Source organism: Wujia chipingensis, from assembly GCF_014337155.1.
GTDB lineage: Bacteria > Bacillota > Clostridia > Lachnospirales > Lachnospiraceae > Coprococcus_C > Coprococcus_C hominis.
The window spans coordinates 45860-62790 of record NZ_CP060632.1; the positions used below are offsets into that span (position 1 = coordinate 45860).

The 16931-nt window shown below is 42.6% G+C and carries 16 protein-coding genes and 1 tRNA gene; 8 read left to right on the plus strand and 9 right to left on the minus strand.

Annotated features, from left to right (window positions below):
* Positions 1–103: 103 nt before the first annotated feature.
* Complete coding sequence (locus H9Q76_RS00250; RefSeq protein ID WP_021984238.1) at positions 104–544, minus strand: protease complex subunit PrcB family protein; 441 nt, start codon at positions 542–544, stop codon at positions 104–106.
* A gap of 213 nt (positions 545–757) precedes the next feature.
* Between H9Q76_RS00250 and H9Q76_RS00255 the strand changes: the two genes are divergently transcribed.
* Positions 758–1633, plus strand: coding sequence for a methionyl aminopeptidase (locus tag H9Q76_RS00255; RefSeq protein WP_117781636.1), 876 nt, complete (start codon positions 758–760; stop codon positions 1631–1633).
* 208 nt (positions 1634–1841) lie between these two features.
* Here H9Q76_RS00255 and H9Q76_RS00260 read toward each other — a convergent pair whose 3' ends face one another.
* Entirely contained in the window at positions 1842–2603 is a 762-nt protein-coding gene (locus H9Q76_RS00260; protein ID WP_118671183.1) for a YwmB family TATA-box binding protein, read from the minus strand.
* Between the two features lie 203 nt (positions 2604–2806).
* Here H9Q76_RS00260 and H9Q76_RS00265 point away from each other — a divergent pair, with 203 nt between their 5' ends.
* Positions 2807–3652 (plus strand): prephenate dehydrogenase, encoded by an 846-nt coding sequence (locus H9Q76_RS00265; RefSeq protein ID WP_117781634.1) that lies wholly within the window; start codon positions 2807–2809, stop codon positions 3650–3652.
* 1 nt (position 3653) lies between these two features.
* Here H9Q76_RS00265 and H9Q76_RS00270 read toward each other — a convergent pair whose 3' ends face one another.
* The 7 genes from H9Q76_RS00270 to trmB form a co-directional block, all read right to left on the minus strand.
* Positions 3654–4160, minus strand: coding sequence for a hypothetical protein (locus H9Q76_RS00270; protein ID WP_021984234.1), 507 nt, complete (start codon positions 4158–4160; stop codon positions 3654–3656).
* On the minus strand, positions 4153–4944 hold the full coding sequence (locus H9Q76_RS00275) for a zinc ribbon domain-containing protein (RefSeq protein WP_118671185.1): 792 nt from the start codon (positions 4942–4944) through the stop codon (positions 4153–4155). Before H9Q76_RS00275 ends, H9Q76_RS00270 begins: the two co-directional genes overlap by 8 nt.
* An 81-nt stretch (positions 4945–5025) precedes the next feature.
* Positions 5026–5928, minus strand: a complete 903-nt coding sequence (locus H9Q76_RS13750; protein WP_182439248.1) for a hypothetical protein — start codon at positions 5926–5928, stop codon at positions 5026–5028.
* 136 nt (positions 5929–6064) lie between these two features.
* Positions 6065–6595 (minus strand): histidine phosphatase family protein, encoded by a 531-nt coding sequence (locus H9Q76_RS00285; RefSeq protein WP_021984231.1) that lies wholly within the window; start codon positions 6593–6595, stop codon positions 6065–6067.
* A 121-nt stretch (positions 6596–6716) separates the two neighbouring features.
* Positions 6717–7718 carry a hypothetical protein gene (locus H9Q76_RS00290; RefSeq protein ID WP_118545199.1) on the minus strand — a complete coding sequence of 334 codons (1002 nt, stop codon included), beginning with the start codon at positions 7716–7718 and terminating at the stop codon, positions 6717–6719.
* A 129-nt stretch (positions 7719–7847) separates the two neighbouring features.
* Positions 7848–7920 (minus strand) — tRNA-Lys (locus H9Q76_RS00295).
* 350 nt (positions 7921–8270) lie between these two features.
* Entirely contained in the window at positions 8271–8918 is a 648-nt protein-coding gene (gene trmB / locus H9Q76_RS00300; RefSeq protein WP_118545548.1) for a tRNA (guanosine(46)-N7)-methyltransferase TrmB, read from the minus strand.
* A 150-nt stretch (positions 8919–9068) separates the two neighbouring features.
* Between trmB and H9Q76_RS00305 the strand changes: the two genes are divergently transcribed.
* From H9Q76_RS00305 to H9Q76_RS00330, 6 genes are all read left to right on the plus strand, one after another.
* On the plus strand, positions 9069–10442 hold the full coding sequence (locus H9Q76_RS00305; protein ID WP_021984227.1) for a D-alanyl-D-alanine carboxypeptidase family protein: 1374 nt from the start codon (positions 9069–9071) through the stop codon (positions 10440–10442).
* 37 nt (positions 10443–10479) lie between these two features.
* Positions 10480–11604, plus strand: coding sequence for a hypothetical protein (locus H9Q76_RS00310; RefSeq protein WP_021984226.1), 1125 nt, complete (start codon positions 10480–10482; stop codon positions 11602–11604).
* A gap of 31 nt (positions 11605–11635) precedes the next feature.
* Positions 11636–13327 (plus strand): arginine--tRNA ligase, encoded by a 1692-nt coding sequence (argS, locus tag H9Q76_RS00315; protein WP_117781630.1) that lies wholly within the window; start codon positions 11636–11638, stop codon positions 13325–13327.
* 1265 nt (positions 13328–14592) lie between these two features.
* The gene (locus H9Q76_RS00320; RefSeq protein WP_021984224.1) at positions 14593–15378 is read left to right on the plus strand and encodes a ParA family protein; all 786 of its coding nucleotides are present in this window, start codon (positions 14593–14595) and stop codon (positions 15376–15378) included.
* A gap of 26 nt (positions 15379–15404) precedes the next feature.
* On the plus strand, positions 15405–16325 hold the full coding sequence (locus H9Q76_RS00325) for a ParB/RepB/Spo0J family partition protein (RefSeq protein ID WP_118545197.1): 921 nt from the start codon (positions 15405–15407) through the stop codon (positions 16323–16325).
* Between the two features lie 21 nt (positions 16326–16346).
* Positions 16347–16913 (plus strand): DUF4446 family protein, encoded by a 567-nt coding sequence (locus H9Q76_RS00330; protein ID WP_249321345.1) that lies wholly within the window; start codon positions 16347–16349, stop codon positions 16911–16913.
* Positions 16914–16931: the final 18 nt, after the last annotated feature.

Here is a 16931-nt window from a genome sequence, read left to right on the forward strand (position 1 = left end):
TCCACCAAACTAGATTCTTACCCTCTGCTTTATATGTATTCCAATGCTCTCTGAATTATGATAATTTACCGTAAATATTTTTGCGCGCATATAGAAGCCGTACTTACGATACATTCAATACCGGCAGCTCCAGCCGCGGCAACCGGATTACAATATACGGATACATCGACGATGTTCCTGTCTGCCCGTCAGGCGTGTTGGAATCTGTCCCTGATGCAACACCGGAAATGTCCCCCTCCATCTCAGCCTCGGTCTTCAGATCGGTCTTTATATAGATTGCCCGGTCAGTCTTATACAGTTCCTCCACAACCACACACAGATTGGTACGGTCGTGTTCCCCATATCCAACCACAATATACAGATGATCCTTCGTCGTATAACTCATCTGGAATGCATGCAGCTTCTTCTCCTCTATGATCTGCCGCAGATCATCCGGCAGTTCTGTCTCTGCGCACACCGTAAAATCCAGATCCTGTCGTTCTCTCGCCTCCTGCTTGCGACACCCGGATGACACACACGCCAGCGCAACCAGAACCAAAATCATAAACTGCCTCCCGCTTCGCCCTTTATTCAACATTTTCTCATTACAATCCCCCATGATCCCCCATTTCTTCATCCGCGTTCTATCTCAAATCCTTGCAGATGATAAAACGTTTCATCTACGCAGGTTGCGCAAACGAAACTATTTTGCTAAAATATATGTGGTTTTTTCCGCCCTATGCGTAAAACCACAAATATAAATATAAGAGGCGTAATCATGTCAAAGAAAATTAACCGAAACGATCCTTGCTGGTGTGGCAGCGGCAGAAAATACAAAGTCTGTCATGAAATGTTCGACGATAAGATTGCAAAAATTGCACATCAGGGGCACATCGTTCCTACTCATAACCTAATCAAAAATGCAGAGCAGATTGAGAAGATCAAGGAAAGTGCAAAAATCAACATCGCTGTACTGGATGAGATTCAGAAGACAATCCATGAGGGTATGTCTACCGCAGAGATCGATAAGATCGTCTACGATATGACAACCGATATGGGCGGTATTCCAGCACCATTAAACTACGAAGGATTCCCATACAGTGTATGTACTTCCGTCAACGATCAGGTCTGCCACGGATTCCCATCACCAGATGTTATCTTAAAATCCGGTGATATCATCAACGTAGACTGCTCTACAATCCTGAACGGCTATTTCTCCGACTCTTCCCGTATGTTCTGTATCGGTGATGTCAGCCCGGAGAAGAAGAAACTCGTTGATGTCACAAAGGAAGCAATGCTCAAAGGTCTCGAACAGGTAAAACCTTGGGGCTTCCTCGGCGACATGGGGCAGGCAGTGCATGATTATGTCTATGCAAATGGATATTCTGTTGTCCGCGAAATCGGTGGACACGGTGTCGGCATCGAGTTCCACGAAGAACCTTGGGTAAGCTACAACTCTAAAGCAGGTACAGAAATGCTTATGGTTCCTGGCTTCATGTTCACGATCGAACCGATGGTAAACATGGGCAAGCCGGACATCTTCGTCGACGAAGAAAATGACTGGGAAGTTTACACCGAAGATGGACTTCCATCTGCACAGTGGGAGATTCAGGTACTTGTCACCGAGGATGGATACGAGATTATTTCCTACTAAAAATACGCGTAGTCGGGCTACAGAATATTATAAAGATGAGCCATGATTATAATTCTACACAGACGCGCTCCCGCTCACTTCATCACGCAGCGGTACTAAATTCGTGCTACGCACTCATTAAGTGCCGGCGTGCTTCAATGGTCTGTTTAAAAATTATAATCATGGCTCATCTTGTTTACAGATTTACACGACTACGCTTACTCTTTGGTTAAAATGATTTATCTATGAATGGCAGTCCGCGGTGTATATACGTGATGTCTTCCCCTTCATCATACGTGAAGGCAATATTCACATTTACCTTGTGATCATTTTGATACACATATTCCGGGACATTATCGCTGTATCCATAGATGCACAGCGTATCTTGTAATTCGATTTCATTGCGCTTTTTTGCATGCATGGTATCGAAGAAATCTGCGGTTGTTTTCTGCATCTCATCCTCGGTCATCCGCCCTTTTTCCTGACTGCACAGATAGAGATTGCTGCTGCCAGAAAGCCCCAGATCTGTGTAGATCTGATCGAGCTGTTCCTTACACCGGTAGATATTTTCTGTCGACTGATTTTTCAATGCAATCTCTGTCATCAGATAATTCTCCTGTATGGTCGAACCATCGGCGTTTGTCTGTTCCATCGAAATCAACCGGATTGTCGTATCTCCATTTTCACCCTTTTTCACAAACGTTGTCGAAGTATTTTCACCTTCAGTACTTGTAATTATGTCATAGCCCGATATGATTCCCAGCTTTTCTCCAACCCGTTGCAGGATTTTCTCTCGTGCGGCTTCGGTCATCGTCTCATCGCCATAATGCGCATACAGTTTTACCTCTGCCGCCGTCACATTTTCCACGCCATCACTCATGACCTGTGTCACCATCTGGCTCTCCCGGTCAATCCGCTTCGTAATAAAGATTTGCAGCGCAACTGCTGCCCAGATAAGTACAACAATATATAACTTCTTTTTCGTGCTCATAGTCCTTCCCCTTTTCAAGGTATTCCGCAACTTTGCTTCTGCGCCTGTTGTGTACTAGGAGTGTTGCCACGTTTTACCAGTCTTATACATTTAAATTTTTGCTTTACTTTATCGCGTTAAAGCGTTATACTGTTGTCGATGATTGAAGCTGTGCCAATCTTACCATATTTATTTGAATTACAGTCACAGCATGGAGGTATATTATGACAATCGGAATTGTTGGACTTGGACTGATCGGTGGTTCTTTTGCAAAAGCATACAGTGACAACGACGAACACAAGGTTCTTGCTTATAACCGTAGCAAAGAAGTGATTCAGGCTGCGTATAACGATAAAGCCATTGACGGCGAATTAAACGAAGGGAATATCAAAGACTGCGATCTGATTTTGCTTTGTCTGTATCCGCAGCTTTGCATTGACTATCTGACAAAGATGGCACCTTATATCTGCAAAGATGCGATGGTGATCGACTGCTGTGGTACAAAAGAGCTGATCTGCCAATCCTGCTACCCTATCGCCAAACAATATGGCTTTACTTTTATCGGCGGACACCCAATGGCTGGCCGTCATTTCTCCGGCTACGCATACAGCACAAAGACAATGTACAACGGAGCTTCTATGGTACTTGTGCCAGAAGATCTGAATGATACGAAATCCATCGAGCGCGCGAAGAAACTGCTGTCTCCGATTCATTTCGGTAAATTCACAATCTGCGATTACGACCGTCACGACGCGATGATTGCATTCACATCCCAGATGGCACACGTTGTATCCAATGCTTACGTGAAAAGCCCGACAGCAAAAAATCACGATGGTTTTTCTGCCGGAAGCTACAAGGATCTGACACGTGTTGCATGGTTGAACGAAACGATGTGGACAGAGCTTTTTCTGGAAAATAAGAAACATCTGATCAAAGAACTTGACTATTTTATCACGGCTTTGCAGGAATACAAAACTGCAATGGAGAACGACGATGCAGAAACATTAAAAAAACTCCTTGCAGATGGTAAACACTGCAAGGAGGAAATCGACGGAATCACTGGCGAATAATTTACGCCTGATGATTGGATACAAAGCAGCTGGCGATACCACTCACCAGCCCCGCTGCAAGCAGGTAGATGCCTGCCTGAAAACTCTTCCAAATCGTCGCCCCGGACACAGAAGAACCGGAGGATACCTGAGAAGAGATGAAACGAGCAAGCATCTTAGAGATCCATGCCGTTACATTTCCCATATCTACAAGCGCTATGATAATCATACACACAACAATCATACAGGGTATTGCCTTGAGGGGCGGTATCCTGACAAAGGATAACACGAGCATCCCCACCGCGGCAATCAGGATTCCAATCGGAATTCCACGCCACATATCAGAGATTAACCCCACATTTTCACAGATCTTCATAATGCTGTACCGGATCTGTACCTGTGCATGATATGCGGACAGATCAATAGCAGGTACAAATAGGCTCACTGTCAACAAAACTGCGGACAGGATGCCTAGCAGCATACTCGCTGTCACAAATTTACTTTTTCCATATTGATTCTGATTATCCATTTTTACGCTTCCGTTCCAAAAAATCTCCAACCGTTCCAAGTGTATAGATCACAAGACCTGCCACATAAAAGACCGGTCCAAGTCCCCTTCCGGCATCATAATTCGATGAGGTTCCAAGCTCTTTTGCCAGTCGGACATTGTCCTCTAACACACGCAGCGACTGTGTGTAATGCTTATTGTTGATCACGATAATAAAGATGACAAGCATCACAAGAATTGGTGCAAACCGCATAATCGGATTTGCCGCATATTTCCGCAACCACTTGATATAATCGCAGGCAGACAACAACAGCATCCAGACTCCGACTAAGATTGCAATGATACCAAGCACCAGCACAATGGTTTCTCCCATCGCCAGGATGCTTCCATCTTCTTCTACCATGGAGCTCTTCATACCGATCTCAAACAGATTCGCCTTACGCTTCACATCAAAAAGCTTCTCCCAGATCCAGTTCATAAACGGCGCCAGATATAACAAAATCGAACCGACAAACGCCAGCAACAGGTTCATATCTCCACCGATGGACTGGAAATATCCAACGATGTCGATTGCCTTGCTCGTATCGGCAGCTTTACGATGATGCTTTTTCTCCGGCACCTGCTTTACCGTATTTTTTGCAGCAAGCTTTGCCCGCTCCTTCGCCTTTACTTTCTCTTCCTTTTCTGCCCGCTTGATATCCTCTTTCGATACCTTCAGAACAATGGGTTCTTCCAATGGTGCACCGCAAGACTCACAGTAAAGCGCACCCTCTGGAATCTCTTTTCCACATTCCTTACATACCATGTTCTATCACCCTCCAGACCATCATATACAACGATGGCTGCCGAACCATACCGGCTCGACAGCCATTTTCTTACTTATGTATTATTTGTTTCCGATCTTGATTCCAAGCTTGTCTAACACTCTTGGAGCTGCGGCAGCAATCACACCAAGGTATGCAAAAATCACACCGGCTGAAATACCTACCTTAATACCATACTCCCTGAAGTTAACCGTCGTACCATCTGAATGTGCATAACCGTGACGAATTGTTGCGATCAATACAAATACAAAGATGACACCAAGAAGAATAAACTCAAAGTATGGAATCGCCTGTAACTTTGCTTTCACATTTGCAATCTGTGGAACAGGAATAAAATCTGCAACCTCCCATGCAATCAGTACCAATGAAAGCAGTAACACAATGATTGCGATGAAGCGGTTAAATCCACCTGCCTTAAACAGATTCCAATGCTCTGTAACACCCCAGTAAGTTGCATGTGCCCATGGGATTAAAGTTGCAAGGAACACAAAAAATGCTCCAACGATCTTCAGGATATTCATAGGATTTTCCTTCACATATCCAAGATATCCATTGATTCCTGCACCAAATGCCGCTGCGTTATTGCTTCTAGGCTGATAATAACCGCCCATCGGCTGCTGTGGCTGCTGGTATCCCATCTGTGGCTGTACCGGCTGTCCCATTGGCTGCTGGTATCCCATCTGTGGCTGCACCGGCTGTCCTGCTGGCTGCTGGTATCCCATCTGTGGCTGCACCGGCTGTCCTGCTGGCTGCTGATATCCCATCTGTGGCTGCACCGGCTGTCCCATTGGCTGCTGGTATCCCATCTGTGGCTGTACCGGCTGTCCCATTGGCTGCTGGTATCCCATCTGTGGCTGCACTGGCTGTGCATTATCTGCAGGTTGCTCTGCCTGAACTGGAGCTCCACACATTGGACAATTTGTCTGTCCGGTTGGTATAATCGCTCCACACATCGTACAATTCATAAATCTTCCCTCCTAAATAACCCTCTTAATTCTAATAAGAAGTGATAAAAAAATAATAGCATAAACCCCTCATTCATTCAAGGAATTTATGCTAGATTGTGACTATTTTATTACATATTTTACATAATCTTCTTTTTTAGAGATCATATTGAAGAACTTTACAATTTCCCAGATTAAACTTGAAAAAGTCTTCATTATCCAGACTCTCAAAATATGAGTTGATCACCCGGCACACACCGCCATGACTGATCACCATGACCTTTTTATCCGCATAGCGCTGCTTGATATCATCTAGAAAATTATACACACGCTGTACAACTTTAAGCAGCGACTCACCCTCTGGATACTGGTAACCAAACTGTACCCACTGCTCCATGAATCCCGGCGTTCCCTCATAGGTTCCGTCGATCACGCCATAATCACGCTCTGCAAGGCGATCATCCACTTCTACCGGCACACCGATCGCTGCACCGACAATATCTGCAGTCTCCTTTGCACGCACAAGCGGTGATGAAATGATGAGATCCACATCTGTATCCTGCATGCTCTGTGCCAGCTCATGTGCCTGTGAGATTCCTTTTTCCGTCAGTCGCACATTTGCTCTTCCACAGATTCGAACCTCTATATTATACTGTGTCTGTCCATGTCTTGTTACATATAATTTCATAGATACCCTCTTCGGAATAATGCTATTTATATCCAATCTCCGTTATGATACCATAGGAACTTTCTTTTTTCAACAAAACAGCCACTCAAAAAGGCTTTCCTAACTTATGAAAGTTATTTTTTTATTTTATTTCTTTATTTATGAAATATGCCGTCAAAACATCCATAAAATAATATTTTTCTTCTGAAAATGGCCAGACGCACCCACTCCGATGCCGGAAAACAAGCTTTCCCGCCTTCTGTGCCTGCATCAGATGCAGTTCAAATTCCCGGCTGCCTGCAACCTGACAAGTAATGCCTTCTACATCCTCTGGCAGAATCTGTGTTTCTGTCTTTGCTGTCAGAAGCTGTTCCCATTCCTCCGTCCAGATCTGAGCATATTCTGCCAGCCGTTCTTCGCGCGCAGGCAACGCTGCATATATCTCATTTGCCGCGAAAACAGCGCCGCTTGTTGTCACCATAATGGCATCCATCAACCGCCCTGCTGCCTGCACATTCATTTCCTTCATCATGGCAGCCGTCCTTGGCAGTCTGCGCAGATCTTTTCCATATAATTGCAGCAGCCCAGCAAACCGCGCATTTAACTGACTGGCAAGTCCACACACGACACTGAAATCAAATGCCTTTTCATATCCCGCAAATGTTGGCTGTTGCTCCGCCACTGACTCCATGACCTGACGCAGATATTCTGACAAATGCAGATCGTCCCCATTCGCAAGCAATGTCTCAAAAAACCGTTCCTCTTCCTCATAGATTTCCCAGAATCGCAAATCCACACAGACACACTGTGCCTCTGATAATCCATATCGCGCCCGTGCCGCCTGTATATCCTCCATCGTCCGGTCAATCAGTACAAACCGCACATAGGGTGCCAGCATTTCCAGATCCAGATCATTGCATCGACCGGCACCCCAGATAGCAACTACCGGTTTCGCTTCCAAAGGTACATCCGCCTCCAAAGTAAACGCCTGATCCCGCAATTTTCCCTGTCTTGCCAGATGTGCCCGCCGGTAATAGCTCTCAATCCCCTCTAAGACATAACTGGTCAATGTCTGCCGGTAATCTGTCCATGCGGTTCGCATCGGATCTGAATTTTCAGTTTCAATCATCTTTTCATAAATCATCTTCTACACGCTTTCTGCACTTACATTGTAAATTCTGCATGATTCTCTGCATTTCATCTGTGTAAAACCGAAAATACAAAAAAAACACCGACTCCGCAGCTTCTTCTGCAAAACCGATGCTTTTACAAGTGGGCCGCCGGGGGCTCGAACCCCGCACACCCTGATTAAGAGTCAGGTGCTCTACCAAATGAGCTAGCGGCCCGTAGTGAATTTTCACTTACCATGTGTTCTTCATCAGAACAATATGGAGTATACAACATTCATTTACAAAATGCAAGCTTTTTTTCACATTTTTTTCAGATTTTTTTCAAAAAGCCCGCAAACCCTTTATTTCCTTAACTTCTTGCATGCACTAATTGTCTCCAGCCGGTTCAGAATACAACATACTGTGTGTATATTGCGTCCAAGATTCATCAGTTTTCGATTCAGACAGGGATTCGAGTACACTGCATTTGTAAGTTTAAAACCACATTTTTTTCTTCCCATAAGAGACTCCGGCATGTATCTTACTACCATAGTATGCACCGGAATCTCTTTTTTTACACGTTTTTGTTATTTCTTTTTTGGTGGTTTGATGACCATGCGGCAGATTGGATTTCCCATCGCAGAAAACTTCTCTTCATACTCCGTCATGACATTACCCTCCGCATACTCGCTATGATGCAGGTCAAACGTATAGTTGACCATCTCCCAACCGGCAAGTTCTACCTGTTCCAGTGAGAAATCAAACAACGGGCGGTTGTCTGTCTTAAATGTAAGCCCTCCATCTGCTGCGAGGAAATTCACATACCGGTTCAAAAACTGCACCGATGTCAGGCGCCGTCTCGCATGACGATCCTTCGGCCACGGATCAGAAAAGTTCAGATAGATATAGGCAACCTCATCTTTTTCAAATACATTTTCGATTGCCTCCGCATCCATTCGGATAAACACCAGATTCGGAAGCTGCTCGATTGTCTGCTTCTCGATTGCCCGGACAAGCACACTCGAATATTTCTCAATACCGATATAATTGATCTCCGGATGCAGCTTTGCCATATCTATAATAAATCTGCCTTTTCCCATTCCCACTTCGATATGAATCGGATTTTCATTTTCAAAAAAATCATGCCACTTTCCCTTCATTGTCTCTTCTTCATGCACGACAAAATCATTTGTGGCAATCATTTCTCTGGAGCCTTTTACGTTTCGTAATCTCATCTTTTTTACCTCGTCCATCTATAATGTTTCTATATTAGCATTTATTTTAAATTTTCACAAGAATGTTGCATTTTATCTCTTGTTTTTTTCCCTGTTTTATATGATAATTAAGAAGATAATGTCAATCTTTACAGAAAAGGATTTTATAGCATGATCAAAACAGTGAAAAAAATTATTTCCTATATAATGGTGTGCGTGCTATTCCTCAGCATGTGTATTCCATGCGAGGCTGCACAGACAAGCACCGCAACTGCATCCGATGCAAATGCAACGACGGGATTTCCACAGATTACGTCCACATCTGCCATCATCATGGATGCACAATCCGGACAGATCATATACGAAAAGAATTCCCACACCCGGCAATATCCGGCAAGTATCACAAAGATCATGACTGCGTATCTCGCCATCAAAAACGGAGATTTAAACTCTACGATCACAATGAGCGACGCTGCCGTCTGGGGCATCGACCGCAACAGTTCCCATATCGCGCTCGATGTCGGCGAAGAGATCAGTATGTCGGATGCACTCTATGCCGTCATGCTCATGTCTGCAAATGAAGCAGCCTGGGCGATTGCAGAACAAGTGTCCGGCTCTCTGGAGAATTTCGTGCAGTTGATGAATGATACTGCACAAAGTCTCGGCTGCAAGGATACACATTTTACGAATGCAAACGGATTGCATGATCCGGACCATTATACAACTGCCTACGACATGGCGCTGATCACAAAAGAGGCGCTTACAAGCAAGACCTTTCGTGAGTATGCTTCAGAAACCTATCATGAGATTCCGCCAACGAACATGAACAATGAGACGCGTTATCTCACGCAGGGCAACCGGATGATGCTCAGCAATTCCGAATATTATTACCCGGCATGTCAAGGTGGAAAAACTGGTTATACTGATGATGCGGGTGGTACACTTGTCGTCTGGGCTGAAAAAAATGATATGCAGTTGATCTGTGTGACAATGGGTGCCCCTGACAACGCAACGAATTACACCGACAGCATTGCGTTGTTCAACTATGTATTCAACAACTACTCAAACACCACGTTGTTGTCAGACTATGAATTCGATGCAGAGGCTGCCACGACCGCGCAGAACTTCTTAAACGATTATTATGGTTGTGAAAATCTCGGAACCATGCATCTGTCCGTTGACAATAACCAGCCATTTATATTTGCGAACAATGCCGACAGAACCAAGCTGCAAATGAACTTTGTTCCATCCGCAGACCGGCTGGATGAAGGTTATATCGGTACTTTGGAAGTTTCCTATGAAGGTACGACCTGCCTGACACTTCCGGTCAGCTATTCCGGCTATGTCAATTCCAACGATGACGTTGCCGTAGCCGAAGCATACAAAAATGGCAGTATCCGCCCGGCGTTAATCAAAGAAAAGAAAAGCTATTGGAAATATATAATTGCGGCGGTCGTCGTTGCATGTATTCTTGGACTTTTTATTTATGCAAATGTGATCGAACCACGGAAACGGAAGCAAAACTCCCGTTCCCGCAGACGATAACAGGAAACCTTGCACCACGAAAAGAGGTACTTCAACTATGGAAGAATCAAAAGAGAATTTTAAGAAAATCAAATCTGCCAATCAGATGATGCTGGATTATTTCAACAAATCCTTCCTGTCACAATTGGAGGATATCCAGAATCTCAAAACACAGATTTTTGAAATTGACATCAAGATTGATGAGCTGGACAAGACGAAGGACATTTACGCCTTCAAGACCAACTCCAGAAAAAGCGTCTTTTCTCCTGTCACAAATGATGGCGTGGATACCGAGCGCAACAAGATCATTCAGGAGCAGATCAAAGACCTGCAATCCGTGAAGGAGACCTTGACGTTAAAGCTGCGCGGCATGGAATTACAGTTGAACAAGCTGCGTCAATACCTGGAAGCATTGAACAATGCAGAAGATGCACTTACCTCTTTTGAGCCTCGCTACACGACAGACGACCCTGATCATACCGATCACTACGGCTTTACATTTCTTCAGGAGGACGCCAAGGAAGACATCTCCTCGCATGGATATAATATCTTAATGCTGGATGCATACGACCGGGCACTCACACAGACGATTCTGGATAAGCAGATCAAAACCGGGCTGGAAGCTATGCAGAACAAACTGGATATGATCAACTATCTGATTGGAACAGATGTCGGACGTGCGAAATTAACCTTGCAGGAAATCCTGCACAACGTAAAGCAGATGTCCCACTCGGTCGATGAAATCGCCGAGAACATGAACAGCTTTTCTTCTTCCGACAAACCGTTGAAGGAACAGCTCGAAGCTTACTTAAATGAGTTTAAGCAGAAACATACAAAGATCAAAATTACCGCATCTGTCGAAACACCAGATCCGAACATCAGCTATCATCCGGTGTTCAACATTAACTTCATGCGGCTGATTGCAATATTTTTCGATAACATCGCCTTACATGCAAATGCATCCAATGTATCCGTACAGGCAAGCCTGACGCCAAATATGGCAGAGGTCATTCTGACAGATGATGGTGTCGGCATCAAGGACACCTATATGGAGGACAGTCCTTGGTACAGCAGCCTGCACAAAGCAAAGGAAATCCTGTATATGCTCTGTGGCAAGCTGGATATCTCCGGGGATGTCATGTCGGGAACCACAGTAAAATTCAGCTTCCCGATCCAACAATAAAAGCAAACAACAATAAAGGAGTTTATATATTATGAAAAACAAGATTGTAGAACTGATTGCTGCAAACGTCGAAGGGTTAACCGCAGCAGAAATTGCAGACCTGATTGAGATTCCGCCAAAACCGGAGCTTGGTGATTTTGCATTTCCCTGCTTCCGCCTTGCGAAGACGATGCGCAAAGCCCCACAGATGATTGCCAACGATATCAAAGAAGCAATCGGCGATGTGGATTTCCTGCAGGAGATTCAGGTACAGGGTGCTTACTTAAACTTCTTCGTAAAGAAGGAATTATTTATCGAAACAATGGTGACAGCTTCTATGGCTGATGATTTCGGAAGTTCTACCGAAGGAAATGGACAGACAATCTGTATCGATTATTCTTCTCCAAACGTAGCAAAGAATTTCCATGTTGGACATCTTCGTACGACGATCATTGGAAACTCTCTGTATAAGATTTATTCCAAGCTGGGCTACAAGGTTGTCCGCATCAACCACCTCGGCGACTGGGGTACACAGTTTGGTAAACTGATCGTTGCATACAAGGCATGGGGAAGTGAAGAAGCGGTCAAGAAGGACGGCGTTGCCGAACTGATGAAGCTCTACGTGAAGTTCCACGAAGAGGCTGAGAAGAATCCAGAGTTAAACGACGAAGCGCGTGCATGGTTCGCGAAGATGGAACATGGTGACGAGGAAGCTTTAAAAATCTGGCAGTGGTTCAAGGATATCAGTCTGATCGAATACAAGCGTACTTACGATCTGCTTGGTATGGACTTCGACTACTACCTCGGCGAGAGCTTCTACCGTGATAAAACCGACGATGTTGTAAAACGACTGACAGACGCAAATCTCCTGACAGAGAGTGAGGGTGCAAAGATCGTAAACTTAGACGCTTATGATATGGCTCCATGTCTGATCCTGAAGAACGACGGCAGCTCCATCTATGCAACACGTGATATTGCAGCGATCTTCTATCGGAAAGAAACTTACAACTTCGTAAAATGTCTGTATGTAACCGGACAGGAACAGAAGCTTCACTTCAAGCAGGTATTCAAGGTTGTTGAATTGCTTGGAAATGAATGGGCAAAGGATCAGTTAGTGCATATTCCTTATGGACTTGTCAGCTTGGAAGGTGCCAAGCTTTCTACACGTAGCGGAAATATTATTTATGCCGAGGATATTCTCCTCGAAGCGATTGCGAAGATCAAAGAGATCATCAATGAGAAGAACCCGGATCTTCCAGATAAGGATGAGACAGCAAAGAAAATTGGTGTTGGTGCCGTATTGTTCAATGATCTTTATAACCAGCGTATCAAAGACGTATCTTTCAAATGGGAGAAGCTTTTGAACTTCGATGGTGAAACTGGTCCATACGTACAGTACACACATGCAAGATGCTGCAGTATCTTAAAGAAGCTGGATGGATTTACACCATCAGCAGATATTGATTACAGTGTATTGACAGATGTAGAAGCAATGGAGTTACTGAAAGAGATTAACCGCTTCCCGAAGGTTGTCAAGGATGCTTCCGAGCGTTACGAGCCTTCTGCCGTTGCAAGATTTGCAGTCGATGTTGCACAGGCATTCAACAAATTCTACAACGCATGCCGTATCCATGTAGAGGAAGAGAATGTGCGTAACGCGCGTGCTACACTGGTATATATCACAAAGAAGACGATCAAAGATGCAATGGAATTGCTTGGTATTGATTGTCCAGAACAGATGTAATTTCATTATACATTCCATATGATAAAAACTGGTATATAATTACTAAGAAGTTAAGTAAGTCGGATGATTAAATCATCCGGCTTATTTTTATGAAATTGTCATATATTCATATGCTTATGTTTTACTCTCCTCTAACCTCACTATATTGTATCTCCAATTTTATAAATACAATATGTATGATTCCGCCCGAAGTTATCAACAATTTTTGTTTTTAGAATCATTTTTATCCACAATTATGTGTATAAGTTGGTGGATATTATATACTTTTCCACAATTATTGATGTTTATATATGTGGATAATCAGTGTTTCACGTGAAACATATTGATAATCGTGAATTAAAATTCTATTCTATATTCAATATAGATAACACATGCTCAATATAAATAGATAACAGTTATAATTCATTTTATGTACATTAAAATTATACAGATGCATATTGTACTATAATTTATCAATTAAGTTTATTGTTGTTTTATAATTTAACATATTACACGTTACAGTTATTTATAAAACCAAAAACAGCCAGAAATAAATTTTACCAGTTATCTGTCGGTTCATCAGTTATTCATTTTTAGATACTTGTAGATATTATAAATCATATATTTCAGATTTTATTTTCATTTTATGTAATGTATATGTTGCAAACAATGTTTCACGTGAAACATATATATTCAGATATTTTAAAACTAATGTGTCTATACCAAATTCAATTTTTATATCTGAAATACACTCAATTATTTATCTAAATCAAATAAGATAATATTCTATTATTTTTATGTACCCGTTATGTTACTTCTGATAGCACTAGAATTCACTCAGTCAATTTATAAAATGCTAAGTTCAGTTTGTTATCATCTATTATAGATTCATTCATAATTAATTTTTGAATTACATCTCCATATAATCATAATCTCGCAACCATGTTTCACGTGAAACATAAGCACATATTTTTTTACTGAATAATATATACATCAACACACAAAATCAAATAGCATATGTGATAACAACCTTCCAATTCTTAATTAAATATAATTTTCAAAATATCTAATGTTTCACGTGAAACACTAAAGTGTTTATAATAACTAATATTTATTTTACGGTTTTTTACTTGACTTTTATGAATTTTTCTTTTATTTTCCATACATATTGTAATATCTAAGCACTCAAATCTATATATTGTACTCCTACAACAAATTTACCCATATTTTGATATAGCGAAACATGTCAGGTAGTGCTATAATGTTTATTATATGTGGAGGTTTTTATGGGTAGAATCATTGCAGTCGCCAACCAGAAAGGCGGCGTAGGAAAAACAACAACATCAATCAATCTCGCAGCATGTCTGGCGGAAAAAGGTAAAAAGGTTCTGGCTGTCGACATGGACCCACAGGGCAATCTGACAAGTGGCCTTGGTATCGATAAGAATACCTTGGAATACACCATTTATCATGCCATGAGTGGAGAGATTAACATTGGAGAGTGTATGATCGTTCATCCATTGGAGCATGGACTGGATTTAAGCGTTTTGCCGGCGAACCGTGATCTGGCAGGTGCAGAAGTCGAATTGGTCGATGCCGAAGATCCACAGCATATACTAAAGAACCTGTTAAAAAGCGTAAAGAAAAAATATGATTTTATTATCATTGATTGTCCACCGGCTCTCGGTATGTTGACGATCAATTCTATGACTGCGGCGGACACTGTCTTAGTGCCAATCCAATGTGAATTTTTTGCTTTGGATGGTCTCTCGCAGCTCATTTACACGATCAATCTGATTAAAAAGAAGCTAAACAAATCCCTTGAAATCGAAGGTGTTGTGTTTACGATGTATGACGCACGTACGAACCTGTCTTTGGAGGTTGTTGAAAACGTCAAGAATAATTTGGATCAGTTTATATATAAAACCATTATTCCGAGAAATGTACGGCTAGCAGAAGCACCTAGCTTCGGACTTCCTATCAACCTGTATGACAGCCGGTCATCCGGCGCGCAGGGATATCGGGATCTTGCAGACGAAGTAATCAATAATAAACTATACGCAAAATTATAAAAACACCTATTTGGGAGGAGAACGCTATGGCACCAAAGCGAGGATTAGGTCGTGGACTAAGTAATTTAATTCCGACAGACGATACAACCGAAGATGTCAGTCCAAAGGCATCGAAACAGACTAAAACAGGCGCTGTTACAAAAACAGAGGTTGTGAAAAAAGTAGAACAGACATTAAATATCAACCGGATTGAGCCAAACAAAAATCAGCCAAGAAAAGAATTCAATGAAGATGCATTGCAGGAGCTTGCAGATTCCATCAAACAGTTTGGTGTGATTGAGCCATTGGTCGTAGTGAAGCGCAAAGGCTACTATGAACTGATTGCCGGTGAGCGCCGTTGGAGAGCTGCCCGGTTAGCTGGTTTGAAAGAGGTTCCAGTTGTCATCAAAGATTACGATGATCAGCAGATTGTTGAGATCGCATTGATTGAGAACATCCAGCGTGAGGATTTAAATCCGATTGAAGAGGCACACGCTTATGAACGTTTGATTCAGGAATTCAACCTGACACAGGATGAAGTTGCAGAACGTGTATCGAAGAGCCGTACGACTGTGACAAATGCACTCCGACTTCTGAAGCTGACCGAGAAGGTACAGCAGATGCTGATTGATGATATGCTGTCGACCGGACATGTTCGTGCACTCATTACGATCACAGAACCTCAGTTACAGTATGAGACAGCAATGTATATTTTTGATAAAAAGCTTTCCGTGCGTGAGACAGAGAGCTACGTCAAGAAACTATTAAATAAGAAACCAAAGGAAAAGACATCCGAGAAAGAAGACCCGGAACTTTCCTTCTTATATAAAGCGATTGAAAACCGCTTAAAGGAATCCCTTGGAACAAAGACAACCATCAAAGCAAAGACCAAGGATTCCGGAAAAATTGAAATTGAATATTATTCACAGGAAGATTTAGAGCGCATTACACAGTTGCTCGCACAATAAAATCGAAAAGAGGAAAACTTCATGGAAGAGGCTAAGATATTTGGTATGAAAATGTCTTCTGCTGTCACAATCCTTTGTATTTTGGTTGTTTTACTCATAATTCTAATCATTTTTATCATTCATAAGATGAATGTGATGGCAAGAAAATATGAGATGCTTATGAGTGGCAAAAAAGGTGCGGATTTGGAGAAGATTATTCGGATTCGTTTTAAAGAGATGGATCAGGTCAAGGTAAATGCCAGACGTGTGACGAAAGAGCACCGGCAGATCAAGAAACATCTGTCCTCGTGTATCAGCAAATATGCCCTCGTCAAGTACGATGCATTTGATAAGATGGCAGGAAAACTAAGCTTCGTCATCGCATTGTTAAACGATGAGAATTCCGGTATTCTACTGAACTCGATGCACTCGAGGGAAGGCTGTTTTACCTATGCGAAGGAAATCGTAAACGGCGAATCTTACATCCAGCTTTCATCGGAAGAAAAGGAAGCATTGGAACAGGCTAAGACGGTGGAAGAAGAGATTCAGGATCTGACAAAGGAAGCAGAATTCGAAGATGCCGATGGTAATCTGAATTTTGATGCATAATCAGGTCACAATATTATA